The following is a 25,419-nucleotide window of genomic DNA, read 5'->3' as shown; positions in this document are numbered from 1 at the left end:
CCGCGCCTGCCTCAGTTGACGGCTTCGTCGAGGTACGCGGCGGCCTGCAGGGTGAACAGGTCGGCGTAGCCTGCCTTCGCCGCCATCAGTTCGTCGTGCGTCCCGTACTCGGCGACCTTTCCGTGCTCCAGCAACAAGATCCGCTCCGCCTGCCGGACGGTGGAGAACCGGTGCGAGATGTACAGCGTCGTCCGTCCCTCCGAAAGCTCCCGCAGGCGCGAAAAGAGGTCGTGCTCGGCTTGGGCGTCCAACGCGGACGTCGGTTCGTCGAGGATCAGGATCGGGGCCTCCCGCAGGAACGCCCTCGCCAGCGCGATCTTCTGCCATTCGCCACCGGAAAGGCTCACGCCCTGGTCGAACCAGCGGCCGAGCGGGCTGTCGTATCCGCTGGGCAGGCGCTCGATCCGCTCGTCGGCACCGGCCCGCTTCGCCGAATCCTCGATCCGCTCGCGGTCGACCAGATGCGCGAGGTCGCCGAGCCCGATGTTCTCGGCCGCGGTGCCCTGGTAAGTCACGTAGTCCTGGAACATCGCACTGATCCGCTGCCGCAGTTCCACCGGATCGTATTCGCGGATGTCGACCTCGTCGAGCAGGATCCGCCCGCCCGTCGGGTCGTACAGCCGGCACAGCAGTTTGAACAGCGTCGACTTCCCGGCGCCGTTGCGGCCGACGACGGCGACCGTTTCGCCGGGCCGGATCTCGAAGCTCACGCCGTCGAGCGCGGGTTCCGACGCTCCGGGATAGGTGAAGGACACTTCCTCGAACTGGATGTGTCCCTCCACAGTGGATGGAAGGGGGCGCGGTTCCGGCGGCGCGACGATCTCCGGTTTCGTGCCGAGGAAGCGGTACAGCGTGTCGAGGTAGAGATTGTTCTCGTACATCCCGGAAAACGCGGTGAACAGGCCCTGGACCGACGTCTGCACGGACGCCGCGGCCGCCGTGTACAGCGCGAGATCGCCGAGGGTGAGCCTGCCGCCGACGGCCTCCAGCGCGATGTACAGCGCGATCGCGGATCCGGCCGCGGTGCTCAGCAGCCCCCACGACGTCGAACTGACGCTGCGTTTGCGGGTCAGCTTCCGCTGACGTTCGTAGAAGACCTGGCCGAGCCGCTGGAACCGGTCGACGAAGTACGGGCCGAGCCCGAAGAGCTTGGTCTCCTTGGCGTAGGTGTCCGTGGTGACCAAAGAGGACAGATAGTCCATCCGTCGTTTCAGCGGTGACATCATCAACGTCAGCCAGAACGCGCGGGCGCCGTACTTCGACTGCGAGATGAACGCGGGGATCGGCGCGACGAGCGCGACCAGGGCCAGCAGCGGGCTGATCGAGACGAGCAGCGCGATCATGCTCGCGAAGGTGATCAACGTCCGAACCAGGCCCAGCGCCGAGTTCATCATCGACAGCGGCCGGGTCGGCGCCTCCTGCGCGGCCTGTCGCAGCATGTCGTAGGACGCGGAACCCTCGAAGTACGACAGGTGCAGGCTGCTCGCGTGGTTCATCACCTGGTGGCGGATGGTCAGCGTCATCCGTTCCTGCAGCAGGGATTGACCGTAGGTGGTCAGCGCCTGGGAAAGCGCGGTGAGCACGAGGACGCCGAACTGGAACAGCGCGACACCGACGATCGCGCTCTTGGTGCCGTGGCCCTGGATCGCCGCGACGACCGAATCGATCAGCAGTTTCGCGACATACGCGGTCGCCGTGGGCAGCAGACCGGAAAGCAGGGTCACCAAGGTGATCGTGATGGTCAGGAACGGGCTCGCCTGCCAGGTCAGCTTCGCGACCTTGGGCAGGCCCCGGACCGTGCCCGCGATGTTGACCCACATGCGGTTGAGCCGGGACTTCAGGTCCTTCGGGAGAGCTTCGGGTTCGGGTTCGGGGATGTCGACCGGACCGGTCAGCCCGCTGTCGGGCACCGTCGACGGCGGACGGCGTCGCCTGCCACCCCTGGCCAGCAGCATCTCCATGCCGCCACCCCCGCCGGGCGGGCCGATCACGCGGCCCCCACGGCGCCGTTGAGGAAGACGTCGACGAGTTCCATCGTGGTGGGCTCGTCACCGTTCGCGTCGAACCGCATCCGGCCGCTGAACAGCAGCGAAAGGAAGAGCGCCGCCAGTTGCGACGCCGGCAGCCGAAGCCGTTTCTGCTCCGGTTCGAACAGTTCGGCCATGGCCTCGCGCATCGCGGTCATCGACTCCTTGCGCCGGTCCCGGCCGTCGCCGGGGCTGTGGCGGTGCTCGGGCCGCCTGCCGGAGCCGTGCATGACCGCCATCAGCGCGCCCATCCGCTGGAGATGGGCGCTGAGCGCGTCGGCCGCCTCGACAAGCCTGTCGTCGAGAGGCTGTTCGAGGTCGATCACGGCGATGGCGTCGAGCACCTGGTCGGGCTTCAGCGCTTCGGCGAAGCAGGTGGCGAAGAGTTCGTCCTTGTCCTTGAAGACCCGGAAGACCGTGCCTTCGCCGATGCCGGCGGCACGGGCGATCTGGCTGGTGGTGACGCCGGCGCCGTGCTCCACCATCAGGGGCAGCACGGACTGGACGATCATCCTCCGTCGCTCTTCGGGGCTCATTCCCGGCGCTCTCCGCCGGGCGGTGGTCTCTGTCATGCCGTCCAGTGTGCGGAGTGAGCGCTCACTCCGTCAAGTGAATAAGGCTGAAGTCCGTGAAGGCCTCCTTCCCTACCTTGAGAGTAGGGAAGGAGGCCTTCACGGACTTTGGGTCAGTAGGTGATCGCGACCGCGGGGTCGGCCAGCAGAGCACCGACGTCGGCCAGGAACTCCGAACCCTGCTGCCCGTCGACCACGCGGTGGTCGAAACTCAGCGAAAGCTGGAGCACCTTGCGCACCTTGATCTCGCCGTCGACCACCCACGGGGTGTCCTTGATCGCGCCGAGGCACAGGATCGCGGACTCGCCGGGGTTGATGATCGGCGTACCGGTGTCGACGCCGAAGACGCCGACGTTGGTGATGGTGATCGTGCCGCCGAGCATGGCCGCCGGAGTGGTCTTGCCCTGGCGGGCGACGTCGGTCAGCTCGGTGAGCGCGATCGCGAGTTCCTTGAGTGACATCGAATCCGCGTCACGGACCTTGGGCACGACCAGTCCGCGCGGGGTGGCCGCGGCGATCCCGAGGTGCACGTAGTCCTTGTAGACGATCTCCTGCGCGGCCTCGTCCCACACCGCGTTGACGTCCGGAGTGCGCTTGGCCGCCAGGCAAACGGCCTTCGCCGCGAAGGTCAGCGGGGTGACCTTGACCCCGGCGAACTCGCGCGACTTCTTCAGCTTCTCCCGGAATTCCATCATCGGCGTGACGTCGATGGTGAGGAACTCCGTGACGTGCGGGGCGCTGTAGGCGCTCTGCACCATCGCGGCGGCGGTGGCCTTGCGAACACCCTTGACCGGCACCCGGCGTTCCCGCGTCGCGGGGTCGTATCCACTGTCCACAACGGACTGGACGGCGGCGGGTGCGGCGGAACCGTTGGCGGCGGCGTGCACGTCGTCACGGGTGATGACGCCGCCGTCGGCGGTGCCGGTGAGCGCGTGCAGGTCGACGCCGAGGTCCTTGGCGAGCTTCCGCACCGGCGGCTTCGCCAGCGGGACATACCCGCCCTTCGGCTTGGCAGGCGCCACAGGCGCCACAGGCGCGGCGGCGACGGGTGCGGGAGCCACGGCCACCGGAGCGGGTGCGACGGCCACGGCCGGAGCCGCGCCCTTCCGCGCCCGTCGCTGGGTGACGACGGCCTTGGAGCCGTAGCCGACCAGCGGCTTCATCTCCTCTTCGGCCGCTTCCTCCGCCACCGGGGCGGCAGGGGCCGCCTTGCCGCCAGGGTCGACGTCGATGGTGAGGATCGGCGCGCCGACCTCCACCGTCTGCCCCGGTTCGACGAGCAGCTCGGTGACGACGCCCGCCCACGGGATGGGCAGTTCGACGGCGGCCTTCGCGGTCTCGACCTCGACCACGATCTGGTTCACCGTCACGGTGTCACCCGGTTTGACCTGCCAGGCGATGATGTCGGCCTCGGTCAGCCCCTCCGCCGTGTCGGCGAGGGGAAAGTGTTTGTACTCGGGCATTTCAGGTACTTCCCCCTTACCAGGCGAGCGAACGGTCGACGGTGTGCAGCACCCGGTCCAGGTCGGGGAGGTAGTGCTCCTCGAGCTTGGCGGGCGGGTACGGCGTGTCGAATCCGGTCACCCGCAGCACGGGGGCTTCCAGCGAGTAGAAGCATTCCTGCTGCACGCGTGCGGCGATCTCCGAGGTCAGCGAAGACTCCGACGGCGCCTCGCTCAGCGCGATGAGCCGTCCGGTCTTGCGCACCGACTCGAACACCGGACCCAGGTCGAGCGGGGACAGCGTCCGCAGGTCGATGACCTCCAGGGACTTGCCCTCGTCCTCGGCGGCGGTCGCCGCGTCGAGCGCGACCTTCACCGACGGGCCATACGCGACGACGGTGGCCGTCGTGCCTTCGCGGACGACGCGGGACTTGAACAGCGGGTCCGGCGTGCCGTCGGTGTCGACCTCGGACTTCATCGCGCCCGAGTGGTACAGCTTCTTCGGCTCGAAGAACAGGATCGGGTCGTCGGACTTGATCGCCTGCTGGATACCCCAGTAGGCGTCGACGGCGTTCGAAACCGACACGACCTTGAGACCGGGAATGTGCGCGAACAGCGATTCCGGCGACTCCGAGTGGTGCTCGACCGCGCCGATGCCGCCGCCGAACGGCACCCGGATCACGATGGGCATCTTGATCTTGCCCTGCGTCCGGTAGTGCAGCTTCGCGACCTGGCTGGAGATCTGGTCGAAGCCGGGGAAGATGAAGCCTTCGAACTGGATCTCGCACACCGGGCGGAATCCGCGGACGGCGAGGCCGACCGCGGTGCCGATAATGCCGGATTCGGCCAGCGGCGTGTCCAGGACGCGCTGCTCGCCGAAGTCCTTCTGCAGGCCGTCGGTGATGCGGAAGACGCCGCCGAGCTTGCCGACGTCCTCACCCATGATCAGGACCTTCGGGTCCTCTTCCATGGCGCGCCGGAGGCCGAGGTTGATCGCCTTGCCGATGGTGAGTTTCTGGAGGTCGGCCATTTCAGTGCTCACCCGCCCCGACGAAACCGTCCATGTAGGACAGGAACTCTTCGCGCTGCGCGTCCAGCAGCGGTGTGGACTCCGCGTACACGTTGGAGAAGATCCGGTCCGGCGGCGGTTCGGGCATGTTGAAGCAGTACTCGCGCAGCTCGGCCGCGAAGGCGTCCGAATCGGCCTGCACCTGGTCGAAGAACGCCTGATCGGCGCCGCCACCGCGGGCGAGATACGCCCGGACGCGCTCGATCGGGTCCTTCAGCTTCCACTCCTCCAGCTCGTCGGAGAGCCGGTAGCGGGTGGGGTCGTCGGTGGTGGTGTGCGCGTCCATCCGGTAGGTGAACGCCTCGATCAGCACCGGGCCGTTGCCGTGACGGCACTCTTCGAGCGCCCAGCGGGAGACCGCGAGGCAGGCGAGGACGTCGTTGCCGTCCACGCGGATGCCGGGGAAGCCGTAGCCGCGGGCGCGCTGGTACAGCGGCAGGCGGGACTGACGTTCGGTCGGCTCCGAGATCGCCCACTGGTTGTTCTGGCAGAAGAACACGAGCGGCGCGTCGTAGACGGCGGCCCAGACGAAGCCTTCGTGCACGTCGCCCTGCGAAGTCGCTCCGTCACCGAAGTAACAGATGGTCGCTTCGCTGTCGTCGTCGCCGACCTTGCCTTCGAACTTCTGACCCATCGCGTAACCGGCGGCGTTGAGCACCTGGTTGCCGATCACGATGGTGTACGGGTGGAAGCCGTGGGCCTTGTAGTCCCAGCCACCGTGGTCGGTGCAGCGGAAGATGCCGAGCACCTCTTTGAGGTCGACGCCGCGGGTGTACGCGACACCGTGCTCGCGGTAGCTGGGGAAGGCCATGTCGCCCTTCCGCAGCGCGCGGCCGGAGCCGATCTGCGCGGCCTCCTGACCGAGCAGCGGGACCCAGATGCCGAGCTGGCCCTGGCGCTGCATCGCGTTGGCCTCGCGGTCCGCGCGGCGGACCAGGACCATGTCGCGGTACAGGCCCTTGAGGGCTTCGGCGTCGATGTCGTCGACATACCGGTCGAATTGCGGCGAGGAGACCCGTTCGCCTTCGGGGGTGAGCAGCTGAGTCAGCTCAGCGCCACCTTCACTCGTTGCTCGCAAACCGGCGATCACCTGTTCGGGGGAAGGTTGCGCCGCTACGGCGGCGGGACCGTCTCCAGGTTCCGGGTGCGTCCAGTGTTCGGACGGCATGCGCTGCTCTCCTTGATGTCGGCGCCTCTGGCGGCCACTTGTGGCGGCCACAGTGACTGCGCCGGCGGGGACCAGCGCGTCGGATCTGAAGCGCTGGGTCACCATCGGCGTTGACGGTTCGTGCGCACATCCTGGCATGCCGGATGCCGTTTTGGTCAGTGGCGGTTGCTGATTTGTTGCTGAGAAACGGTGTCTGATCAGGGAAAATGCTAGGAAGCCCGAGTGTGGGGCCGCCGAAAGTAGGGGATTCACTCGCGGGCCGACCAGCGGACGACGGGCCCGGACGGGTGTCCTGCCCGGCTTGATCGATGACGATCCGTGCCCACCGTTGTGACCCACAACACGCTCCTCAGGGCGTGGCAGGATGGCGGATGTGGAGCAGAAATCCGTACGCGAAACCGTGGTTTCGAACTGGACCAACGAAGTCCTTCCCAGCCTGTCCGGCCTGGTGGCGATCCCCGCGCTGTCGCCGGCCTTCGACGCCGAGTGGGCGAAGACCGGTCATCTGGCCGCCGCCGTCGAGCACGTCCGCTCCTGGATCGCCGCACGGGAGATCCCCGGCGCGACGCTCGAGGTCGTGGAACTCGAAGGCCGCAGCCCGCTGCTGGTCGTCGACATCCCGGCGACGTCCGAAGCGGCCGACAAGGGCACCGTGCTGATGTACGGGCACCTCGACAAGCAGCCCCCGGTCGGCGGCTGGTCCGAGGGGCTCGACCCGTGGACACCGGTGATCCGCGACGGTCGGCTGTACGGCCGCGGCGCCGTCGACGACGGCTACTCCGGCTACGCGGCGACGACCGCGATCGAGGCCGTGCACGCCGCCGGTGGCGAGCACTCCCGCGCGGTCGTGCTGCTGGAGACCGGTGAGGAGTCCGGCAGCCCGGACCTCCCCGCCTACGTCGAGCACCTGAAGGAGAAGCTCGGCGAGGTCTCGCTGGTCGTCTGCCTGGACGCCGGCGGCACCGACTACAAGCGCCTGTGGCTGACCACCAGCCTCCGCGGCATGCTGCACGTCAACGTCACCGTGAAGGTGCTCGAGTCCTCGCAGCACTCCGGGATGGCCAGCGGCATCGTGGCGAGTTCGTTCCGCGTCCTGCGCGCGCTGATCGACCGGATCGAGAACGTCGAGACCGGCGAGATCAAGCTCGCCGAACTGAGCGTCGACATCCCGGAGAACCGCGTCGACGAGGCCCGCGGTGTCGTCGAGATCGCGCCCGGCGCGGCGAAGACGATGTTCCCGGTCGTCGGCCGGACGGTGTCCGACGACGATCTCGAACTGCTGCTCAACAACTCGTGGCGGCCGACGCTTTCGGTGATCGGCGCGGAGGGCTTCCCGCTCCCGGCCGACGCGGGCAACGTGCTGCGCGACAGCACCACGCTCACCCTGAGCTTCCGTCTCCCGCCGACGGCCGACGCGCCGGCCGCGATGGAGGCCGTCCGCCGCGCGCTCACCACCGACGTGCCTTACGGCGCTTCGGTCGAGCTCGGCGGGTTCCAGGCCGAGAACGGCTGGAACGCGCCGGACACCGCGCCGTGGCTCGACAAGGTCCTGCACCACGTGAGCGGCGAGGTCTTCGGCGAGCCGCACAAGAGCTTCGGCATGGGCGGCTCGATCCCGTTCATGGGGCTGCTCGGCGAGAAGTACCCGGAGGCGCAGTTCGTGGTCACCGGCGCCTGCGGGCCGGACTCGAACATCCACGTGCCGGACGAGTGGCTGAACATCGACTTCGCGCAGCGGGTCACCGAGGCGGTCGCGCACATCCTGGACGCGCACGCCAAGAGCTGACGACGGACAGGAAAGGCCCCTTCATCGCAAAATTTGCGCTGAAGGGGCCTTTCCTGTCCGAGCTGTGCGGCGACCCGGTCGCGACGCCGACGTGTCCAATTCGCGTGCTTTGCGCGGGGGTCGTGAGTGGTAATGGTCGTTCTATTGAGCGGAAAGGCAAACGTGTCGTGCTCGGCTGCTCGCGCGTCTGTCGGTTTCGGGTGTCGCGAAAGCCACTTTCGGGACCTCTGAAGTCCTGAAAGTGGCTTTCGCGACGCTCGGTGCTGCGGGACCCCAGCGCGGCAGGTGAGAGACGAGGGGAGATGACGTTGTGAAAGCCACTTTCACAACCTTCAGGGTTGTGAAAGTGGCTTTCGCAACCCTGCCCGGTGAGGCCAAGTGCCCGGCGGGCCGTAGCGGTCACCCGAACAGGCGTTGACCTGGTCGTCCGGCAGGACAGCTTTGCCCTTCTGCTCCAATAACCCAACCAGGCGCCGAGAGTCGGCCCGAAGCCCCTAGGCGAACTTGTTCAGCGCGGCGGTGAGTTCCGTCAGCTGCGGCGTGAAGCGCTGGTACGAGAACGGCGTCTCGTTGTTCCACGGGATCAGCTTTCCCGCCTTCACCGCGGGCAGCTGGGCCCAGGTCGGCACGCCGCCGAGCCCGTCCGGGCCGAGCGAGAGCGAACCGCCGCGGTTGTCGTACATGATCACGTCGGCGGGGTACTTGCCGATGTTCTCCCAGCTGATCTGCTGGTAGTAGCCGCCCTGGCTCTCGTCCGGCGCCTCCGGCGTGACGAAGTTCAAGCCCTTGCTCTGGTAGTGCTTCGAGGTCGCGAACTTCGGCGCGTTCGAGACGTAGACGGCGTCCTTCTGCGCGGACACCAGCAGGATCTTCAGCCCGGCCGCCTTCTTCGCCGCCTCGCCGAGCGCGGCGTCAGCCTTCTCGTACTCCTCCTTCGCGGCCCGGATCGCCGGAGTCTCAGTGTCGGCGCCGAGCGCCTTCGCGAGCGAGATGAACTTCGCGATCCCCTCGGGCATCGAGATGTCCTGCAGCCGGATCCCGACGCTCGGCGCGGCCTTGTCGATCTTCTCCGTCTGCGTGTCCGGGACGTACCACATCTGTTCTTTGAGGTACATCACGCTGATCAGCAGCTGCGGGTTCAGCGAGACGAACTTGTCGAAGTTGAACTCGTTCCACACGTTCCCGAGCGACGTCACCGTGTTCAGGTCGACGCCGCCCGCCTGCGGATCCGGTTTGCCGTCGGCGAACTTCGACGGGCCGAAGATCCCGACCGACTTCACGCCGAGGTCCCACAGCGCCGCCGCGGCGGTGACCTGCGCGACGATCCGGGTCGGCCGCTCGCCTTCGAGTTTGCGGCCGCGGTCGTCGGTGAAGGACCAGGTCGTGCCCGCTCCCTGCGTGGGGGCTTCGTCCTGGTAGCCGCAGGCGGTCAGGAGGCCGGTGGCGCCGAGCGCCGCGGTACCGGCGAGGAAGCCGCGTCGGGAGAGGTGCATGGAGATCTACTTTCGCCTTCGGGCCGGGTTTCGTCGTTAGGCTAGCCTTCGCTTACTCTGAAGGCCATGGTCCAGGTCACGGAGCGCGTCAGATCACCCCGGACCAGCGTCTCCGTGAGAACGCTGGTCCTGGTTGGGGCGCTCATCGCGCTGGTCGCGGTCATCCTGCTGTCGATCGGCTTCGGATCGAACCGGCTTTCCCTCGGCGAAGTCCTGCACGCCCTCTTCGCGTACGACGGCAGCTACAACGACGTCGTCGTCCGCGACGATCGCCTGCCCCGCACGGTGCTCGGCGTCCTGGTCGGGATGGCGCTGGGTCTGGCGGGCGCGCTGATGCAGGCGATCACCCGCAACCCGGTCGCGGAACCCGGTCTGCTCGGCATCAACCACGGTGCCGCCGTCGCGATCGTGCTCGGCTCCGCGGTGTTCTCGGTGACTTCGCCCGGCGAGTACGTCTGGTTCGCCTTCGCCGGAGCGCTCGTGGGAACCGCGCTGGTCTCGGTGATCGGCGGGACACGCGGCGCCACGAGCCCGTTGCGGCTGGTGCTGGCCGGCGTCGCGATCCAGGCGGTGTTCGTCGGGATCAACCAGGGCATGCAGATGATCAACACGCACAACCTGCAGGCCATGCGGTTCTGGCTGGTCGGCTCGCTGGTCAACCGGAACCTCGGCCAGCTGTCCGTCCTGCTGCCGTTCTTCGTCGCGGGGGTGGTGATCGCGGTCGTGCTGGCCCGCGCGCTGAACGCGCTGGCGCTGGGCGAGGACACCGCCCGCGGGCTCGGCGCGAATCCGGCGCTCGTCCGCGTCGCCGGGATGGTCGCCGTAGGGCTGCTGTCGGCGGCGGCGACCGCGGCCTGCGGGCCGATCGCCTTCGTCGGCCTGATGATCCCGCACGTCGTCCGGTCGCTGATCGGCCAGGACGAGCGCTGGGTGATGGTGCTTTCGGCGGTCCTCGGACCGGTGCTGCTGCTCGGCTGCGACGTCCTCGGCCGCCTGCTCGGCTCGCCGGGGGAGATCCAGGTCGGCGTGATGACCGACGTCGTCGGCGGGATCGCGTTCGTGATCGTGGCCCGGCGACTGAAGGCGGTGCGCCGATGACCGCGCTCCTCCGCCGTGAGTCCGGTTTGGACAGACGGTCCACGATCGTCGTCGCCGCGCTGGCCCTGGTGGTCCTGGCGCTCGTCGTGCTTTCGGTCGGCACGGGCGACTACGAGATGAGCCCCGGCGAAGTGCTCACGACGCTGGCCGGTTCCGGGACGAAGGCGCAGTACCTGGTAGTCATGGGACGGCTGCCGCGGGTGCTGGTCGCGATCCTCGTCGGGGCCGCGCTGGCGCTGGCGGGGACGATCTTCCAGACGATCACCCGCAATCCGCTCGGCAGTCCGGACATCATCGGGTTCACCACCGGTTCGGCGACCGGCGGCATCGTGACCCTGCTGTTCTTCGGCTCCGCTCCCGGCGTCGTCTCGCTCGGCGCGCTGGCGGGCGGGTTACTGACCGCGCTGGTCGTGATGGCGTTGTGCGCGCCGCACGGTCTGCTGAGTTCGCGGCTGGTGCTGATCGGGATCGCGGTCAGCGCGGTGCTGGCAGGGGTGAACGCGTATCTGCTGGTCAAGGCGAACTTGGAAGCCGCCGCGCAGGCTGTCGGCTGGCTGGTCGGCGACCTTTCCGGCCGCGACTGGAGCTACTTCGTGCCCCTGGCGATCGCGATGGCGGTGTTCGTCCCGATCGTGTTCGTGCACGGCCGCGCCCTGCGCATGCTGGAGATGGGCGACGACACCGCGACCGGCATCGGCGTCGACGTCCCCCGCGTGCGGCTGACGCTGGTGCTGGTCGCCGTCGCGCTGGTCGCGGCCGCCACCGCGACGACCGGGCCGCTGCCGTTCATCGCCCTCGCCGCGCCCCAGCTGGCCCGCCGGATGACACGGCTGCCGGGGCCCAACCTGGTGTCGTCGGCCTTCGTCGGGGCGACCCTGGTCGTCGCGGCCGACTACCTCGGCCAGCGCCTGCTGGAGTCTTCGCTGCTTCCGGCAGGCGTCGTCGCGGCGGCCCTCGGTGGTGCGTACCTGCTCTGGCTGTTGCTCCGACGACGGGCCTAGGTCAGCCGGGTCAGCTGCACCGAGACGTCCAAAGTGGACTGACCGCCGCCGGTGAAGATGCCCTTGAGCGGCGGTACGTCGGCGTAGTCGCGGCCGTACGCGACCCAGACGTGCCGCGGCCCGACCGGGATCGCGTTCGTCGGGTCGTAGGCCCACCAGTCGCCGGTCCAGACGTCGACCCAGGCGTGGCTTTCGCCTTCGACCGTCTCGCCGAGCTTCGCCTCCGGTTTCGTGTGCAGGTACCCGGAGACGTAGCGCGCCGGGACGCCGATCGCGCGCAGCATCACCAGCGTCACATGCGCGAAGTCCTGGCAAACCCCTTCGCGCGCTTGCCAGGCGTCGGTCGCCGTGCTGTGCACGCCGGTCGTCCCAGGCTGGTACTTGAGCTGCTGGTTGACCCATTCGCAGACCGCGAGCACGGCCTCCGCCGGGTCAAGCCCCTTCCGCAGTTCGCGAGCGACCTTCGTCAGCTCCGGATCGCGTGGCGTGTACGGCGTCGGCGTCAGGTACTCGGTGCGATGGTCGACGATGGTGTCGCTGCGCAGGTCCTTCCACGACGCCGAACGGATCGGCTCGCCCTCGTCGGCGGTCTCGACCACCGACGTCGCGAGCACGGTGAACTCGGTGTGCGGCGCGTGAAGGTCGAACGAGGTCACGACGGTGCCCCAGTAGTCCGTGTAGCGATAAGCACGGGTCGCGGGCGTCGTCTCGACGCGGTTCACGACGGTGGTCTGCCGCCGATCCGAACGCGGGGTCAGCCGTGCCTCGTTGTACGACTGCGTGGCCGGCGTCGCGTACCGGTATCCGGTCCGGTGGGCCACTCGAAGCTGCCAGGTCACAGCGAAACCTCCGCACCGCTCCAGGCCACCCACGGCGACGAATGGAAGTACTGCATCGAAACCGCGTCGCCGATGTCCTTGATCGACGTCTGCAGGGTGACGAGCCGTTTCGGCAGGTCCTCCAGCAGATCCGACGGCCGCAGGAACTCCAGCTCACTGCGGGCGCGGCCGAGCTGCCGCAGCGCCTCGGACTTCTCGTTGGCGCGCGAGTTGACGCCGGGGTCCAGCCGTTCCAGGCATTCCTCGGCCTGTCGCAGCGCGTGGAACACCGAACGCGGGAAGAGCGTGTCCCGCAACAGGAACTGCACGACGCGGGCGGCGTCGAGCGCGCCGCGATAGGTCCGCAGGTAGGTGTCCTGCGCGCCCGCCGAACGGAGCACGGTGATCCAGCCGGGTGAGGACGCGCTGTCCTGTACCCGCGAAAGCAGCAGGCGCACCACCATGTCCGCGCGTTCGATCGAACGGCCGAGCACCATGAACAGCCAGCCGTCGTCGCGGCTCATCGTCGAATCCGCGAGCCCGGCGAACATCGCCGCGCGCTCTTCCACGAAGGAAAGGAACGCGTGCGGCCCGGCGCGGCGCGCGTACCGCTGCCTGTCCGGTACCGCGTTCCACGTCGCGTTCAGGCATTCCCACAGCTCGGTCGAGACGACCTCGCGGGCGCCACGGGTGTTCTCGCGGGCGGAGTTGATCGAGCCGACGATCGACGCCGGATTGTCCTTGGCGTAGGCAACCAGCTCGGTCAGCTTCCACACGTCGAGCGAGTCCATGCCCTCCGGTGAGATGCCGAGGACGGCGAGCAGCTGGCGGCTCGCGTGGTCCGGGTCGACGCTCGCGTCTTCGAGCAGCTGGTGCACGGAGACGTTGAGGATCCGGGAGGTGTCGTCGGCACGTTCCACGTACCGGCCGATCCAGTACAGCGATTCCGCGTTACGGGCTAGCACGATGAACCTCCCTATGCCTGTTGCTGCTGTTGTTGCTGGGTGGTGGTCAGCTCGGGACCCTGTTCGGCGATCAGACCGTCCACATGGGACAGTGCGCCGAGCGCGGGCCGCTCCAGCTCCCGTTCCGCCGTGGAGGACCGCGGCGTCAGCACCCAGGTGTCCTTCGATCCGCCGCCTTGCGACGAGTTGACCACCAGGCTGCCCTCCGGGAGCGCGACCCTGGTCAGCCCGCCCGGCAGGACGAAGATCTCCTTGCCGTCGTTGACCGCGAACGGCCTCAGGTCGACGTGGCGCGGTGCGAGTCGTGCGTCTACTTTGGACGGAACGGTGGACAGCTGGACGACGGGCTGGGCGATCCAGCCGCGTTTGTGAGCCCGGACCTTCCGCTTCAGCGCGGCCAGCTCGGCCGGAGTCGCCTCGGGGCCGAACACGATGCCGTAGCCGCCGGAGCCTTCGACCGGTTTGACCACCAGCTCTTCCATATTCTGCATGACGTAGTCGAACTCGTCCGGCAGCCAGCACCGGAAGGTGTCCACGTTGGGCAGCAGCGGCTTCTCGTTGAGGTAGTACTTCACCATCTCGGGCACGTAGGTGTAGACGAGCTTGTCGTCGCCGACGCCGTTGCCGACGGCGTTCGCGATCACGACGTTGCCCGCGCGGGCCGCGTTGAGGATCCCGGCGACCCCGAGCACGGAATCCGGCCGGTAGTGCACCGGGTCGAGGAATTCGTCGTCGATGCGCCGGTAGATGACGTCGACCGGGCGCTCACCTTCGGTCGTCCGCAGGTAGACGACGTTGTCCCGGCAGAACATGTCGCGGCCCTCGACCAGTTCGACGCCCATCAGCCGGGCCAGCAGCGAATGCTCGAAGTACGCGGAGTTGTGCACGCCGGGCGTGAGCACGACGACCATCGGATCGGCGACGTTCGCCGCGGCCGCCGCCCGCAGCGCGCGCAGCAGATGTGAGGCGTAGTCGCCGACCGGGCGGACCCGATGCTGGGCGAACAGGTCCGGGAACACGCGCGCCATCGTGCGGCGGTTCTCCATCACGTACGACACACCCGAGGGATTGCGGAGGTTGTCCTCCAGTACCCGGAACGTGCCCTCTTCGTCGCGCACCAGGTCCACACCGGACACGTGGATGCGGACGCCGTTGGGCGGGTTGATCCCGAACGCCTCACGCTGGAAATGCTCACACGAGGTGATCAGCCGTCGCGGCAGAACGCCTTCGCGCAGGATCTGCCGGTCGCCGTAGATATCGGCGAGAAAGGCTTCGAGGGCGCGGACTCGTTGCGCCACACCGCGTTCGAGTTTGCTCCATTCGGACGAAGTGATCACGCGCGGCACGAGGTCGAGCGGGAACGGGCGTTCCTGACCGGACAACGAGAACGTGATGCCCTGATCCACCATCGCCCGGTCGATCGCCGCTGAGCGGGACGTGAGGTCCGTCGAAGTCAGTGCGGAGATCGATTCGTACAGTGCGCGATACGGTTGGCGGACCGTGCCATCGGCGGTGAACATCTCGTCGTACGCGCCCGCGTGCGGCCTGGACGGCGAAAGATAGCCGTCGAACTGGGCTCCGGGTTTCGCCGCGCGCCTCGCCGAAGTGGTCGCTCGAGGGCGGCGGCCTGCCGGTGGGAGGCGCGGCGCCGAGTTGTTGTTCATGGTCGCCATACTCGCTCACCCTGCCATGTCGGCGCGATACTTCATGTAACGCCCGTGACGGCCGAAACGGCGATGTAACGTCGTAGTGCTGTGCTTGCCGCCGGATGAGTGGCAATATGCGTGCTCTCGACACATGGGAACTACAAGGAGTGACGACGTGGCCCGATTCAAAGCGCTCGCCCTGATCCCGGCGCTCGCCCTAGCCGCGGGCGCGCTGTCCGCGTGCGGTGAGGAAGGCGGAACCGCGGCCGGCGGCGTCCAGCTCGTCGCTTCCGGCAAGGTGACCACCTGCACGCACCTGCCCTACCAGCCGTTCCAGGTCAAGCAGGGCGACAAGATCGTCGGCTTCGACGTCGACCTGGTCGATCTGGTCGGCAAGAAGCTGAATGTCGAGCAGAGCATCGTCGACATCGCCTTCGAGAACATCGAGTCCGGCGAAGCGATGAACAGCGGCCAGTGCGACCTCGCCGCCGCCGGGATGACGATCACCGACAAGCGCAAGGAGAAGTTCGACTTCTCCGACCCGTACTTCGAGGCGACCCAGGCACTGCTGGTCAAGACCGGTTCGCCGATCAAGGACCTCTCCAACGTCGCGGGCAAGAAGATCGGTGTCCAGTCGGCCACCACCGGCGCCGAGTACACGCAGAAGGAAGCCAAGGGCGCGGAGATCGTCACCTTCGACGACCTCGCGCTGCTGGAGCAGGCCGTCAAGAACGGCACGGTCGACGCGGGCGTCAACGACAACGGCGTGCTCTACGACTTCGCGAAGACGAACACGGACACGACGGTCGTCACCGAATTCAAGACGAACGAGTTCTACGGAATCGGCGTGAAGAAGGGCAGCACCGCCCTCCTCGGCCAGATCAACGAGGTGCTCAAGGCATCCGTGGCGGACGGCTCCTACGCGAAGATCTACCAGAAGTGGTTCGGCAAGGCGCCGACCTGGCAGCCGGGCAGCCCGACCGCCGGTTGATAATCCGTTCCTTGTGGCCGGTGCCCAGCGCACCGGCCACAGGTTTGTCGCCACCTGTTTGAGGAGAGAAATGGCTTTGAGCCGCCGCCAGCGACGTTCGGCGTTCCGGACCGGGCAATACGTCCTGCTGCTGGTGATCGTCATCGTGCTCGCGCTGCTGGCCGACTGGAGCAAGATCGGCAAGGCGTTCTTCGATCTCGACGTCGCCGCCAAGCAGTTCCCGGACGTGATCACGGTCGCGCTGAAGAACACCGTCATCTTCACCGCGCTGGGCTTCGCGCTCGGCCTGGGGCTGGGCCTTCTGCTCGCCCTGATGAGACTGTCCTCGGTCGGCCCGTACCGCTGGTTCGCGCGCGGGTACATCGAGTTCTTCCGCGGTCTGCCCGCGCTGCTGATCTTCCTCGCCGTCGGCATCGGCGTGCCCACGGCGTTCAACACCCAGCTGCCGCGCAATGTCGCGATCATGCTGGCGCTGGGCATCGTGTCCTCGGCCTACATGGCGGAGACCATCCGCGCCGGTATCCAGGCCGTGCCACGCGGACAGGTCGAAGCCGCGCGTTCGCTCGGCATGTCGCCCGCCCGCACGATGATCACGGTCGTGATCCCGCAGGCGTTCCGGATCATCCTGCCGCCGCTGGCCAACGAGCTGATCATGCTGACGAAGGACTCTTCGCTGGCGTTCCTGCTCGGCACCACACCCGCGCAGCAGGAACTGGCGCAGTTCAGCCGTCAGGCGCTGCTGGAGGCCAAGGGCCTGACGCCGATCGTCGTCGCCGGGCTGTGTTATCTGGTCATCACCATCCCGCTGTCGATCCTGCAGCAGCGGCTAGAGAAGAAATACGGGGCCGGAGTGCCCGGCGGAGGAACGGTATGAGCACCCAGACGATCGTCGAGGTTTCGGGACTCCACAAGGCGTTCGGCGAACTCAAGGTGCTCAAGGGCATCGACCTGCGAGTCGAACGCGGTCAGGTCGTCTGCATCATCGGCCCGTCGGGTTCGGGCAAGTCGACGCTGCTGCGCTGCGTCAACCTCCTCGAAGAACCGCAGCAGGGCAAGATCGTCGTCAACGGTAGCGAGATCACCGACCCGGACGTCGACATCGACGGCGCCCGCACGAAGATCGGCATGGTCTTCCAGTCGTTCAACCTCTTCTCTCACCTGAGTGTGCTCGACAACCTCACCGTCGCGCAGCGCAAGGTCCTCAAGCGCGACAAGGACGAGGCTGAGCGCATCGCGCGGGAGAACCTCGCGAAGGTCGGCCTGGCGGAGAAGGAGTCTTCGCTGCCGACGCAGCTGTCCGGTGGACAGCAGCAGCGTGTCGCGATCGCCAGGGCGCTGTCGATGAACCCGGACGTCATGCTGTTCGACGAACCGACGTCGGCGCTCGACCCGGAACTCGTCGGCGACGTCCTCGCGGTCATGCGGCAGCTCGCGCAGGAGGGCATGACGATGCTCGTCGTCACGCACGAGATGCAGTTCGCCCGCGAGGTGGCCGACATCGTGCTGTTCATGGACGGCGGTGTCGTCGTCGAACAGGGCGCGCCGGACCAGGTCATCGGCGACCCGCAAGAGGAACGCACGAAGACGTTCCTCTCACGGGTCTTGAATCCGAACCACCAGGACTAGCGGCCCCGGAGCTGCTCCTGGAGCTGGACCACCTTCGAGGCGATTTCGTGCGGCCCGGCGCCCATGAGGCTCACCCAGCCCTTGGCGTCCGGGCCGAACACGACGCGGCCCTGTTCGGTGTCCATCCAGCCCGGTGGCCTCTCGACGCGTTTCCGGTTGCCGCCACCGTCACGGATGGCGACGTACAGCCTGCCGAAGAAGGTGTACGGCGACTGGATCCACTGGAGGACCTTCTTGGCGTCGCGGATACTCGGGCTGGCGCCCGTCAGCATCTCGCCCTTCATGAGGATGTGCAGGTCGGCTTCCGAGCAGTTCAGCGACGGCGTACGCGCGCCGGAGGCCTCGGGAAGCAGACCGGTGAAGTCCTGCGGGAGCGTGTCCGGCCGGGTCGGCGTCAGGTAGACGACTTTGTCGACCAGGACGATCGTGAGCGCCTCGCGGCCACTGCCCGCGGCGCGAACGGTCCGCTCGCGCCCCTCCGACTTCACCCACGAGTAGTACTCGACCGCCGGCCGCTGCAGGAAACGCAGTGTGTCAAGGAATTCGTCGTCGATCCGGCCGCGCCTGAGCAGTCCTTGTCTGTCCAATTCGGACTGTGCGGTGGCGGCCAGCTCGCGACGTTCCTCGGGCAGGTACCACTGCGCGCCGCGAACGAGCGTCGGGTGGATGTCGCCGAGATTGTGTTGGTCCAGCAGGGTTTCGTAGGTCTGGAGCGTCAGTTCGACGGGCTTCTGGAGCACGGTTATGCGCCGATCACCGGCGGCACCGGCTTGTCACCGTCGTAGCCGCCGAAGAGGGAGTCGCCGTCCTCTTCCTGCAGCGTGATCTTGCGCTGGTGCTCCTCGTCCTCGCCGCCCTTGCCGCCTTTGCCGCCACCCATACCGCCGCCACCCATGCCAGGCGAGCCAGGACGTCCCGCCCCCGCTCCGCCTGCCGGCGTCCCGCCGGGTCCGCGCATGGCGCCCTCGCCGGGCATGCCTGCCCCGACACCGCGTCCGGGTCCCATGCTGCCCGGCCCGCCCGTCGAACCTCCCGGCCCGAAGCCGCCTCCGGGCCCGAATCCGCCGCTGAACCCACCCGTACCAGGGCCGAATCCACCGCCGCCGCCACCGGGACCACCGCCTGGTCCGCCGCTTCCGGGCCCGAAGGGCGGCCGGAACTCGCCTGGCCGCATCGCGGGCGGGGTCTTCACCGAGGAAAGATCGGTCCCGTCGTTCGGCCGCCGGACCGGTTGCTGCGGGGGCAGAGGCATCCTCGGCGGCTGCGGAACCTGCGGCGGCCGTGGCGCCTGATAACCCTCGGCCCCCGGAGGCGCGGAGTACGAACTCGGACCGCCGGTGTACCCACTGGGCCCACCATGCCGCCCGCCGGAGTCGCCGTGCCCACCGGTGAACCCGCTGACCTTCGTCCCTGGATCGATCGGATCCGCCGTGATCGGCCCCGTCGACACGTTCGGGTCGTGCGCGGCCGGATAGACCGGCGCGAGCGACTGCTGCCGCGGCTGGGTGCTCTGGTAATACGGCTCGTAGATCTCGACGTTGTGCTTGGTGTCCGAGTCGAACTTCGCGGCGGCGATCTCGTCGTCACTCGCGCCGATGGACAGGATGTCCCCAGGCCCGTTGTCCCCGACGCGCTCCTTCTCGACCGGGCGGACATTGCCGCGCGTGTAGTGGAAAGAGGCGTTCTGGTCGTACATCGACTGGCGGGCGCGGTCCATGTTCTCGCCCGCGATCTTGGAGGTCGCGATGAGTGGGGCGAGACCCGCTGCTCCGCTGTCGGCGGCCTTGCCCTTCCAGAAGGAACTCAGCGCCGTCTGGCTGTTCTCCATGGCTTTGCTGATGTCTTCGTGGATCACAAGGAGCTTGTGAGACGAGACCTGTGCCCTGTCGAGGGTTTCCGTCGTCGCGGGGTTGGCGTTGAGCTTGGTGAAGATCTCCCAACCGCTGTAGGTCATCGCCTATGCCCCCTTGAGGTTCTTGATAGCCGCGGCTGCGACCTTGGTGGCGAGGCCACAGGGATCGGCGAAGGAAGGGTGCTCGTTGGAAAGACGCGGGATGACGTTGTATACGAGATCGTTCCGGACACCGATGGCCAGCGTGCAGTTTCCCTTGCCCTCGCCTCCGTTGGCGTAGACCACGGCCGGATATCCACTGATCGGGTCGACCGGCTTGAAGGTGGTGAGGCTGCCTGCTGCATGCTGCGCGTACAAGGCGTTCAGACCGTCCTTGTTCGCTGTGACGAGCCCGGCATTGATGGTGTTCGGGCTCAGCTCGAACACCCAGGTGCAAGCGATGCCGGCTGTCATGTCTTCGGAACGGGTCCGTTTGACCTTGCCGGCGATTGCAGTCATCTCATCGGCGGAAATGGCGCTGCACGGGTCTGACTCGACCGACTTGGTGTTCGTGATCGGATCAGTCACGGAAGGCGCACCGGCGGTGGGAAGACCGGCTGACGACGGCGCGCTGGTCGACGTGGGATCGTTGGTCTTCTTGTCTGCGCATCCGCCAAGCAGCGCGATCGAGGCCAGAGTCGCAAGAGTCATGATTGTGGCCGTGGGTCGCATCAGGCGGTCTTTCCAATCTGGCGGAGGGCGTCGAGGGCCGCCTGGTCTTGCTCTTGGTAGGCGGTGCGAATCTTCCTCAGGGTCTCAAGGTAGGACGAGGTGTAATCATTTGCGCTCTGCAGGAAGGACTGGTAGGCCGCTCCCGATTTGTTCGCGGCGGCGGCGTAGCCCTCGCTGCCCACCTCCTGGCCTGGAGGCTGGATCAAGGTCAACCAGGTGGCATGGTCCTGTGCTCGACTGAAGTCGTTCTCCAAGCAGTCTTCGAGAGACTTGATCACCTTGTCCATGGCGGCCGGGTCGAATTCCCAGCCACCGTTCGCCGAGGCAGCGGCGAAGTCGGCCTTCGCCTGGTTGGTGCCGAGCTCGCCGTAGTTCGGCGGCGGGCCCGGCGGTGGCGGCGCGGCGGTAGCGCCCTGGATCATCCCGGACCCTGGTGGCGGTGCCTGCGGCGTTGTCGTGTTCAGCTGGTCGTAGACCCCCTGAGGGCCGCTTCCCGGTCGTGTCATGTCGTGCCTCCCCGCACGGGCCGCGAAGGGGCGCGACCTACCCGTAGTTCACCACTGACTCCAATCGGTGACGATAGCAGCAGGTAGATCGCTGATCAGCAGTTCTGTGAAAGATCACCATCGAAAGATGGGACGATCAGCGTGATCCGGCCTGAAAGAGGGCATTTGTCCGGTCAGGACACCTGTCCTGGATCCTCTGCCGCCCGCAGGGGCGCCATCCCTCGGAAGCTGCGTCGAGGCCGCGGTCGGCGATGGTGGCGGCATGGAATTCCCGAACTTCTGGTCATTGCAGACGCTCGCGAAGACTACTGCGCCTGTGATGACCACAGATCGAGAACAGGGTGCTCCAGTGCATCAAACGGCCTTTCCGATTTGGCTATTGTGCCGCCTTGAAATGCTGCACGGCGAACTCGCCGATCTTTGTGAGTAGATCGCAGGCATCGTCGTATTTGGGGCTGCCGCTGAAAAGCTGTGTCGTAAGGACGTACATCATGTCGTCGCGAACGCCGATCGCCAGATTGCACACGCCGGGCCCCTCTCCGCCGTTGGCGTAGACGACCGCTGGATAGCCCGCTATATCAGCCACAGGCTGAAACGTCGTGACCCCGCTACCTTGCGCCTTGAGCGCGTACAAGTGACTGAGCCCGTCTGGCTGGCTGGCATTGAGATTTCCGGTCATCGTCCCCGAGGTGTTCGTGAAGATCCACAAACAACCTTTGCCGCCAGCTATTTCCTGGGGTTCGACTGTCTTCAGGGTTACGCCGGTGCTGTTGATCTCCGCTTCGCTCGCTGCGTCACACGCGTTCGTTTCGAAAGCTGTCGTTTTCAGAGGGGTCACGACCTTGGGAGCTCCGGCCCTCGGCAGTTCTGTCGCGTTCGGCGACGGCGATGCGGGTGCGGGTGTTCCCCCGGTTTCGGTGCTGCAGCTTGCCAGTAATGCTGTTGTGGCGATGACCGTTGTGACGAGACGGAAACGCATTCAGAGGACCTTTCCCGCGCGGCGGGGACATGGATTTGATTCTTGATCTTGTTGTTCGTAGTTGGCTGTGACGGCGTAGTCATAGCTAGCGATCTCGCCGACCAGGGACAGTTCAAGGCCTACGCCTCCTTGAAGTTCTTGGTCGCCAACGCGCATGGGTCGGCGAAGGAGAAGTGGTCACCCCCGGCGCTCACGGTGTTCGCGCCCACGGCGAAGACCCAGGCGCAAGCGTTGCCCATGCTCAACTGCTCCAGATCGAAGCGCTTGACCTTCCCGCCGATCGCTTCGATCTCGCCCGCCGGGATGGCGCTGCACGGGTCCGCCTCGACCGCCGCCGTATTCGTGATCGGGTCGCTCACCGCCGGTGCCCGTCGGACGGAAGCTGCGCCGAGGACGGCGCGCTCGTCACCGCGCTGCCCGCTGTCTGAGTGCCGCAACCACCGGCCAAGAGCGATACCGCAGCCGCCAAGAGCAAGAAACGCCGCATGTCGTGCCTCCCCGCACGGGCCGCGAAGGGCGCGACCTACCCGTAGTTCACCTCTGACTCCGGTGAGTGACCGTAGCAGCGAGCGGACACCCAGGCGGCGAATCCGACCAAGATCACCGAAACGGCCTGGTCCGGAACCCGCGGCGGCTGTTCTGCCGTCGTAGTCCGGTGGCAGGTTCCGGTCTACTGCCCTGGGCCCCTTGCGAATCCCGTGGGTGATCGGCTTCGCTGGTGGCCGGGGAACGACGGGGGAGGGAAGCGAGACGATGCCGGGCTTTCGGCGCAACAACGGGCCGCGCGATCCGGGAGAGGGCGATCTGAACGGCGACGCGTCCTTGCCGCCGCTCGATCCGTTCGATCCCAACCCCGACAAGCGGTACGAGGTCCCGGCGTCCGAGCTGATGAAGCCGGGGACGACGGGCCTGCTGAGGTGGCGACGTCAGGCGACGAACGCGCCGATCGTGCAGATCGAAGACGCCTACATCACCGGGACGCTCGATCTGCGTGCGGCCGACATCAAGTATCTGTTCCGGTTCGAGCGGTGCCGGTTCGAGCATCCGCCGGACGTCCGTGAAGCGCATCTGCTCGGGCTCGTGTTCCGCAAGTGCTGGCTGCCGGGGCTCAAGGCGCGCAACCTCCGCACCCGCAACGACGTCCGCCTCATCCGCAGTGTCGTGCAGGTCGACGGTGAGCACGAGATCGAGGAGACCACGGTCCAGCGCGGCGACGATCGCGAGCGCGGGATGCCGAACGCGGCGGTCAACCTCACCGACGCGGTCATCGAGGGCTCGGTCGTGCTGACTCGCACGGTGATCACCCATCCGCGGGGCAAGGCGATCCAGGCCGACCGGGTCAACATCGTCGGCGCGCTGCTGGCGTATCGGTTGGTGGCCAACGGAGAAGTCCGCATCCCCGGTATGCGGGCAGGCGGTAACGTCAACTTCTCCGGCGCGACGCTGAACAACCGGGACGGCTTCGCGCTCAACGGCAACGGGATCCACATCGGCGGCAGCCTGTTGTGCGAAGTGGACAACTATGGGCCCGCCGCGCAGCGGAAACGCTTCTCCGCCAGTGGGATCATGTTCCTGCCGAGCGCCACTGTGGACAGTGACATCATTTTGCGCGAGGCCAAGCTCTCGGTGAACCAGGCCGGGCCGATCGTCGTCGACGCGTGGAAGTCGAACGATCCGTACATCGATCCGCGGCCGGCGCTGGTCGCTGATCGCGCGACGGTCAACGGGAACGTCGAACTGAGCGACGGTATGCAGGCGACCGGGACGCTGCGGATGGTCAATGCCCGGATCGGCGGTTCGCTGCGCCTGGCGGGTGCCGAGGTCCAGGTCGTCCGCGGGCAGACCATTCCTTACTACGACCGCGCGCTCCATCTCGACGGCACCACGATCGGCGGCGATCTCGAGGCGACGAGCCTGCGCGTGCCGTCCGGGCAGTTGCGCATGGCCGACATCACCGTCGGCGGCAACGTCCTGGCGTGGAACTCGATGTTCCTGCACCCGCGCCGTGACGTCTTTTCCGCGCGGCGCGCGAAGATCGCGGGCAACTTCCAGCTCACCGACGCCACCGTCCAGGGCACTCTGCGGCTGCAGGGCGCCGAGGTCGGCGGCAGTGTGAACCTCTTCGGCACGAGCCTGACCGAGCCTGGTGCCCGCACGCGCACCAGCTACTCGCTGGACGTCCGCACCGCGCGGATCGGCCGGGACCTGATCCTCACCGAGAACAAGGAGCGCCCGTTCGTCGCGCAGGGCGGGGTCAACCTCGACGGCGCACAGGTCGCGCGGCGCGTCGATTTTCGCGGCGCGCGGCTCGGTTCCCTGCCGCAGCACGGAATCGCGCTCGACGGCAGTGACGTCAAGGCCGACGAATTCCTGCTCACGCCCGCCGTTCCGCCGGACGGCCGGATCGTCCTGCGGCGCGCGCATTGCGGGACACTGGGCGACAACGAGGCGTTCTGGGCGTCGACGACGGGGCTCGAGCTGGAGGATTTCCGGTACGACGCGCTGCAGGAGGACATCGCGCTCGACGACGACCGCGCGATCGACCATCGGATCGTGTTGCTGCGCAAGGCGATGGACGGCTACCGCCCTGGACCCTACGACCAGCTGGCGGCGACGCTGCGCGCGTCCGGAAATGAAGAGCACGCCTCCACGGTGCTGTTGAAGAAACAGCAGTTCCGGTATGTGGCGTTGGCGAAGGGCTTCAAGTTCTTCGGACCCGGTGTGCGGGTGTGGAGCTGGTTGCAGCGGTCGATGGTCGGCTACGGCTTCCGTCCGGTGCGCGCGCTCGGCTGGCTGCTGACGCTGCTCGTGCTGGGCAGCCTGTGGTTCGGGTTCGGGGTCGACGACTGCGTCACCAAACCGAATCTCACGGTGAGCGGGCCGCGATGCCTGGTCAACCAGGACGACACCGGCCTGCAGTGGAACCCGGTGCTGTACACGGTCGACCTGCTGGTCCCGATCGTCGACTTCGGCAACAAGTCGCGCTGGTACATGCACGGTGTGGACAATTGGGTCGCGGCCGGGTTCACCGCCTCGGGCTGGGTGCTGGCGACGACGGTCGCGGCCGGGATAAGCCGCATGCTCCGGCGGGACAACTGAGGGTATTTCACATACTCTCAGTACGGAGGTATGCCATGACTGAGCCCAGCGCCACCGGCAAGATCGCGATCGCCGCCCCGCCCGAGAAGGTGTACGCCCTGGTCAGCGACCCTGGCGCGCTCGCGGGGATGGCCGAGGAGTACGAGGGACACCGCTGGGTCGGCGCGGCGGACGGTCCCGCGGTCGGCGCCAAGTTCCGCGGCCGCAACCGAAACGGGATCCGTCGCTGGAGCACTCTCTCGACGATCACCGACGCCGAAGAGGGCAAGCGGTTCGCGTTCGAGGTGACCACTGTCGCCGGGCTTCCCGTCGCGCGCTGGCAGTACGACATCGAGGTCTCCGGCGACGGCTGCGTGGCCGTGGAGAGCACGTGGGACCGGCGGCCGGGCTGGCTGCGCGGGCCGACGTCGCTGTTCACCGGTATCTGGAAGCGGGACGACGCCAACCGGGCGAACATCGCCGCGACCTTGGCCCGGCTGAAGGCCGCCGCCGAATCCTGACCCTTACCACCACTTTTCCGAATCGCGAAAAGAGCAAGGGACCTTTGCTATCGCCGGGGGCACATTTGGT

Annotated in this window: 23 protein-coding genes; 8 read left to right on the top strand and 15 right to left on the bottom strand. The window is 67.3% G+C overall.

Annotation, left to right across the window (positions count from 1 at the left end; all coding sequences use genetic code 11):
• Window positions 1–11: 11 nt before the first annotated feature.
• From AMYAL_RS0116910 to pdhA, 5 genes are all read right to left on the bottom strand, one after another.
• On the bottom strand, window positions 12–1,961 hold the full coding sequence (locus AMYAL_RS0116910) for an ABC transporter ATP-binding protein (protein WP_020632488.1): 1,950 nt from the start codon (window positions 1,959–1,961) through the stop codon (window positions 12–14).
• Window positions 1,962–1,987: 26 nt separating this feature from the next.
• Complete coding sequence (locus tag AMYAL_RS0116905; protein WP_026467157.1) at window positions 1,988–2,563, bottom strand: TetR/AcrR family transcriptional regulator; 576 nt, start codon at window positions 2,561–2,563, stop codon at window positions 1,988–1,990.
• Between the two features lie 149 nt (window positions 2,564–2,712).
• A complete protein-coding gene (locus AMYAL_RS0116900; protein WP_020632486.1) occupies window positions 2,713–4,062 on the bottom strand; it encodes a dihydrolipoamide acetyltransferase family protein in 1,350 nt (449 codons plus the stop codon).
• 16 nt (window positions 4,063–4,078) lie between these two features.
• Window positions 4,079–5,071, bottom strand: coding sequence for an alpha-ketoacid dehydrogenase subunit beta (locus AMYAL_RS0116895; RefSeq protein ID WP_020632485.1), 993 nt, complete (start codon window positions 5,069–5,071; stop codon window positions 4,079–4,081).
• A gap of 1 nt (window position 5,072) precedes the next feature.
• Entirely contained in the window at window positions 5,073–6,278 is a 1,206-nt protein-coding gene (pdhA, locus tag AMYAL_RS0116890; protein ID WP_020632484.1) for a pyruvate dehydrogenase (acetyl-transferring) E1 component subunit alpha, read from the bottom strand.
• A 373-nt stretch (window positions 6,279–6,651) separates the two neighbouring features.
• On the opposite strand from pdhA, the gene AMYAL_RS0116885 reads away from it, so the two are divergent.
• Window positions 6,652–8,064, top strand: a complete 1,413-nt coding sequence (locus tag AMYAL_RS0116885) for a M20/M25/M40 family metallo-hydrolase (protein ID WP_020632483.1) — start codon at window positions 6,652–6,654, stop codon at window positions 8,062–8,064.
• A 494-nt stretch (window positions 8,065–8,558) separates the two neighbouring features.
• On the opposite strand, the gene AMYAL_RS0116880 is transcribed toward AMYAL_RS0116885, so the two are convergent.
• Window positions 8,559–9,557, bottom strand: coding sequence for an ABC transporter substrate-binding protein (locus tag AMYAL_RS0116880; RefSeq protein WP_020632482.1), 999 nt, complete (start codon window positions 9,555–9,557; stop codon window positions 8,559–8,561).
• A 66-nt stretch (window positions 9,558–9,623) separates the two neighbouring features.
• Between AMYAL_RS0116880 and AMYAL_RS0116875 the strand changes: the two genes are divergently transcribed.
• On the top strand, window positions 9,624–10,655 hold the full coding sequence (locus tag AMYAL_RS0116875; RefSeq protein ID WP_020632481.1) for a FecCD family ABC transporter permease: 1,032 nt from the start codon (window positions 9,624–9,626) through the stop codon (window positions 10,653–10,655).
• Window positions 10,652–11,656, top strand: coding sequence for a FecCD family ABC transporter permease (locus tag AMYAL_RS0116870; protein ID WP_020632480.1), 1,005 nt, complete (start codon window positions 10,652–10,654; stop codon window positions 11,654–11,656). The genes AMYAL_RS0116875 and AMYAL_RS0116870 overlap by 4 nt, the downstream gene beginning before the upstream one ends.
• On the opposite strand, the gene AMYAL_RS0116865 is transcribed toward AMYAL_RS0116870, so the two are convergent.
• From AMYAL_RS0116865 to AMYAL_RS0116855, 3 genes are read right to left on the bottom strand one after another with little or no spacing between them, the layout of a single operon-like run.
• Complete coding sequence (locus tag AMYAL_RS0116865) at window positions 11,653–12,495, bottom strand: transglutaminase family protein (RefSeq protein WP_026467155.1); 843 nt, start codon at window positions 12,493–12,495, stop codon at window positions 11,653–11,655. The two genes, AMYAL_RS0116870 and AMYAL_RS0116865, sit on opposite strands and share 4 nt — an antisense overlap.
• Window positions 12,492–13,439, bottom strand: coding sequence for an alpha-E domain-containing protein (locus AMYAL_RS0116860; protein WP_020632478.1), 948 nt, complete (start codon window positions 13,437–13,439; stop codon window positions 12,492–12,494). The genes AMYAL_RS0116865 and AMYAL_RS0116860 overlap by 4 nt, the downstream gene beginning before the upstream one ends.
• A gap of 11 nt (window positions 13,440–13,450) precedes the next feature.
• Window positions 13,451–15,112: a circularly permuted type 2 ATP-grasp protein gene (locus AMYAL_RS0116855; RefSeq protein ID WP_020632477.1), complete on the bottom strand. Its 1,662-nt coding sequence runs from the start codon at window positions 15,110–15,112 to the stop codon at window positions 13,451–13,453.
• A 148-nt stretch (window positions 15,113–15,260) separates the two neighbouring features.
• On the opposite strand from AMYAL_RS0116855, the gene AMYAL_RS0116850 reads away from it, so the two are divergent.
• The 3 genes from AMYAL_RS0116850 (at window position 15,261) to AMYAL_RS0116840 (ending at window position 17,702) form a co-directional block, all read left to right on the top strand.
• Window positions 15,261–16,076: a transporter substrate-binding domain-containing protein gene (locus AMYAL_RS0116850; RefSeq protein ID WP_020632476.1), complete on the top strand. Its 816-nt coding sequence runs from the start codon at window positions 15,261–15,263 to the stop codon at window positions 16,074–16,076.
• A 70-nt stretch (window positions 16,077–16,146) separates the two neighbouring features.
• Window positions 16,147–16,950: an amino acid ABC transporter permease gene (locus AMYAL_RS0116845; protein WP_020632475.1), complete on the top strand. Its 804-nt coding sequence runs from the start codon at window positions 16,147–16,149 to the stop codon at window positions 16,948–16,950.
• Window positions 16,947–17,702 carry an amino acid ABC transporter ATP-binding protein gene (locus AMYAL_RS0116840; RefSeq protein WP_020632474.1) on the top strand — a complete coding sequence of 252 codons (756 nt, stop codon included), beginning with the start codon at window positions 16,947–16,949 and terminating at the stop codon, window positions 17,700–17,702. Before AMYAL_RS0116845 ends, AMYAL_RS0116840 begins: the two co-directional genes overlap by 4 nt.
• Here the strand turns inward: AMYAL_RS0116840 and AMYAL_RS0116835 are convergent.
• From AMYAL_RS0116835 to AMYAL_RS49250, 6 genes are all read right to left on the bottom strand, one after another.
• Window positions 17,699–18,442 carry an ESX secretion-associated protein EspG gene (locus AMYAL_RS0116835; RefSeq protein WP_020632473.1) on the bottom strand — a complete coding sequence of 248 codons (744 nt, stop codon included), beginning with the start codon at window positions 18,440–18,442 and terminating at the stop codon, window positions 17,699–17,701. The two genes, AMYAL_RS0116840 and AMYAL_RS0116835, sit on opposite strands and share 4 nt — an antisense overlap.
• A 2-nt stretch (window positions 18,443–18,444) precedes the next feature.
• The gene (locus AMYAL_RS0116830) at window positions 18,445–19,656 is read right to left on the bottom strand and encodes a hypothetical protein (protein WP_020632472.1); all 1,212 of its coding nucleotides are present in this window, start codon (window positions 19,654–19,656) and stop codon (window positions 18,445–18,447) included.
• Window positions 19,657–19,659: 3 nt separating this feature from the next.
• A complete protein-coding gene (locus tag AMYAL_RS0116825) occupies window positions 19,660–20,265 on the bottom strand; it encodes a DUF3558 domain-containing protein (RefSeq protein ID WP_245192933.1) in 606 nt (201 codons plus the stop codon).
• On the bottom strand, window positions 20,265–20,771 hold the full coding sequence (locus AMYAL_RS0116820; RefSeq protein WP_026467153.1) for a PE domain-containing protein: 507 nt from the start codon (window positions 20,769–20,771) through the stop codon (window positions 20,265–20,267). Before AMYAL_RS0116820 ends, AMYAL_RS0116825 begins: the two co-directional genes overlap by 1 nt.
• A gap of 376 nt (window positions 20,772–21,147) precedes the next feature.
• Window positions 21,148–21,750 carry a DUF3558 domain-containing protein gene (locus tag AMYAL_RS48445; RefSeq protein ID WP_084702126.1) on the bottom strand — a complete coding sequence of 201 codons (603 nt, stop codon included), beginning with the start codon at window positions 21,748–21,750 and terminating at the stop codon, window positions 21,148–21,150.
• Between the two features lie 119 nt (window positions 21,751–21,869).
• Window positions 21,870–22,109 carry a hypothetical protein gene (locus AMYAL_RS49250; protein WP_020632468.1) on the bottom strand — a complete coding sequence of 80 codons (240 nt, stop codon included), beginning with the start codon at window positions 22,107–22,109 and terminating at the stop codon, window positions 21,870–21,872.
• Window positions 22,110–22,503: 394 nt separating this feature from the next.
• Between AMYAL_RS49250 and AMYAL_RS0116805 the strand changes: the two genes are divergently transcribed.
• A complete protein-coding gene (locus AMYAL_RS0116805; protein ID WP_020632467.1) occupies window positions 22,504–24,849 on the top strand; it encodes a hypothetical protein in 2,346 nt (781 codons plus the stop codon).
• A 35-nt stretch (window positions 24,850–24,884) separates the two neighbouring features.
• Complete coding sequence (locus tag AMYAL_RS0116800; RefSeq protein WP_020632466.1) at window positions 24,885–25,349, top strand: SRPBCC family protein; 465 nt, start codon at window positions 24,885–24,887, stop codon at window positions 25,347–25,349.
• The last annotated feature ends 70 nt before the right edge of the window (window positions 25,350–25,419 follow it).

This window comes from Amycolatopsis alba DSM 44262 (assembly GCF_000384215.1).
In the GTDB taxonomy this organism is placed as follows: Bacteria; Actinomycetota; Actinomycetes; order Mycobacteriales; family Pseudonocardiaceae; genus Amycolatopsis; species Amycolatopsis alba.
The sequence above is the reverse complement of the archived record's forward strand: the minus strand, read 5'-3'. Positions and strand labels throughout refer to the sequence as shown.

What these genes read in the sequence shown, in the direction of transcription:
- AMYAL_RS0116910 (WP_020632488.1), bottom strand. Translation starts at nt 1,961, where the DNA reads ATGGAGATGCTGCTGGCCAGGGGTGGCAGGCGACGCCGTCCGCCGTCG.
- AMYAL_RS0116900 (WP_020632486.1), bottom strand. Translation starts at nt 4,062, where the DNA reads ATGCCCGAGTACAAACACTTTCCCCTCGCCGACACGGCGGAGGGGCTG.
- AMYAL_RS0116830 (WP_020632472.1), bottom strand. Translation starts at nt 19,656, where the DNA reads ATGACCTACAGCGGTTGGGAGATCTTCACCAAGCTCAACGCCAACCCC.
- pdhA (WP_020632484.1), bottom strand. Translation starts at nt 6,278, where the DNA reads ATGCCGTCCGAACACTGGACGCACCCGGAACCTGGAGACGGTCCCGCC.
- AMYAL_RS0116875 (WP_020632481.1), top strand. Translation starts at nt 9,624, where the DNA reads ATGGTCCAGGTCACGGAGCGCGTCAGATCACCCCGGACCAGCGTCTCC.
- AMYAL_RS0116855 (WP_020632477.1), bottom strand. Translation starts at nt 15,112, where the DNA reads ATGGCGACCATGAACAACAACTCGGCGCCGCGCCTCCCACCGGCAGGC.
- AMYAL_RS0116825 (WP_245192933.1), bottom strand. Translation starts at nt 20,265, where the DNA reads ATGCGACCCACGGCCACAATCATGACTCTTGCGACTCTGGCCTCGATC.
- AMYAL_RS0116880 (WP_020632482.1), bottom strand. Translation starts at nt 9,557, where the DNA reads ATGCACCTCTCCCGACGCGGCTTCCTCGCCGGTACCGCGGCGCTCGGC.
- AMYAL_RS0116840 (WP_020632474.1), top strand. Translation starts at nt 16,947, where the DNA reads ATGAGCACCCAGACGATCGTCGAGGTTTCGGGACTCCACAAGGCGTTC.
- AMYAL_RS0116905 (WP_026467157.1), bottom strand. Translation starts at nt 2,563, where the DNA reads ATGAGCCCCGAAGAGCGACGGAGGATGATCGTCCAGTCCGTGCTGCCC.
- AMYAL_RS0116805 (WP_020632467.1), top strand. Translation starts at nt 22,504, where the DNA reads ATGCCGGGCTTTCGGCGCAACAACGGGCCGCGCGATCCGGGAGAGGGC.
- AMYAL_RS0116820 (WP_026467153.1), bottom strand. Translation starts at nt 20,771, where the DNA reads ATGACACGACCGGGAAGCGGCCCTCAGGGGGTCTACGACCAGCTGAAC.
- AMYAL_RS0116870 (WP_020632480.1), top strand. Translation starts at nt 10,652, where the DNA reads ATGACCGCGCTCCTCCGCCGTGAGTCCGGTTTGGACAGACGGTCCACG.
- AMYAL_RS48445 (WP_084702126.1), bottom strand. Translation starts at nt 21,750, where the DNA reads ATGCGTTTCCGTCTCGTCACAACGGTCATCGCCACAACAGCATTACTG.
- AMYAL_RS0116845 (WP_020632475.1), top strand. Translation starts at nt 16,147, where the DNA reads ATGGCTTTGAGCCGCCGCCAGCGACGTTCGGCGTTCCGGACCGGGCAA.
- AMYAL_RS0116800 (WP_020632466.1), top strand. Translation starts at nt 24,885, where the DNA reads ATGACTGAGCCCAGCGCCACCGGCAAGATCGCGATCGCCGCCCCGCCC.
- AMYAL_RS0116895 (WP_020632485.1), bottom strand. Translation starts at nt 5,071, where the DNA reads ATGGCCGACCTCCAGAAACTCACCATCGGCAAGGCGATCAACCTCGGC.